General features: G+C 73.5%; 1 protein-coding gene. It reads right to left on the bottom strand.

Annotated features, from left to right (window positions below; genetic code table 11):
* Positions 1-1,021: glutaminase (locus tag ACI2L3_RS40480; RefSeq protein WP_404757468.1), on the bottom strand; the 1,021-nt coding region annotated here is incomplete at both ends.

A 1,021-nucleotide genomic window follows, 5' to 3' on the forward strand; every position in this document is an offset into this window, starting at 1 on the left:
ACCCGCTCGAGGTTGAGCACCACGGTGCGGATGGGCCCGTCGTTCTCGTCTCGGGCGGCCACGGCGGCGGCCTCGTGCACCGCACCGCCGCTGGTCGCGGCCGCGAGCGCCGCGCTGTCCGCCGCGGCCTCCTGCCACCGCGGGTAGACGGCGGCGTCCCACCCGGTGCCGGGTTTCTCCGCCCCGGTGTGCAGGTCCGTGAGCGCGTCCAGCACCGCCTCGGCGCCGCCGAACCGGATCACGCCCTGCAGATGCACGAACACGCGGTCACCCTCGCGTTTTACGAAGCGCACGGCGGTGCCGCCCAGGCTGTCCCCGTCCATGAGGTGCAGCCGGAAGTCCTCGGAGAGGCGGCGGCACGCCAGCACGCCGCGCGCCGAGTTGCCCACCTCGTCCAGGCGCGGCGAGAACACGCCGATCCCCACGCGGCCCGGCAGCGCGCCGAGCACACCGCCGGCCACCCCGGACTTGGCCGGGATCCCGACGTCGGCGAGCCACTGCCCGGCGGCGTCGTACATGCCGGAGGAGGTCATCACGGACACCACTCGCCGCGCCACGATGTACGGCAGCACCCGCTCTCCCGTCATCGGGTGGATGCCGCCCGTCGCCAGACACGCGCCCATCACGGCGAGGTCCTTGACGGTGACGAGCACGGCGCACTGCGCCACATACCCGGCCACGATCTCCCCGGCGGAGTCCTGCAGCACCCCGTAGCTGCGGAGCATGTGCGCCAGGGCGAGGTTGCGGTCCGAGACCGCCATCTCGGACTCGTACGTCTCCCGGTCCACCGAGAGCCGACGCCCGGCGAGCAGGGACATGATCTCCACGGCCCGGTCCAGCCGCTCCTTCCGGCTCGCCTCCGGTCCCACGAGCAGCTGGTGCACCGCGAGCGCGCCGGCGTTGATCATGGCGTTGTCCGGGCGGTGCGACTCCGCCTCGAGGGAGAGCTCGTTGAAGGCCTCGCCCGAGGGGTTCAACCCCACCTGCCGGTCCACGGCGGCGAAGCCCCGGTCCACGAGCG

The organism is Streptomyces sp. NPDC029674 (genome assembly GCF_044903205.1).
Taxonomy (GTDB): Bacteria; Actinomycetota; Actinomycetes; order Streptomycetales; family Streptomycetaceae; genus Streptomyces.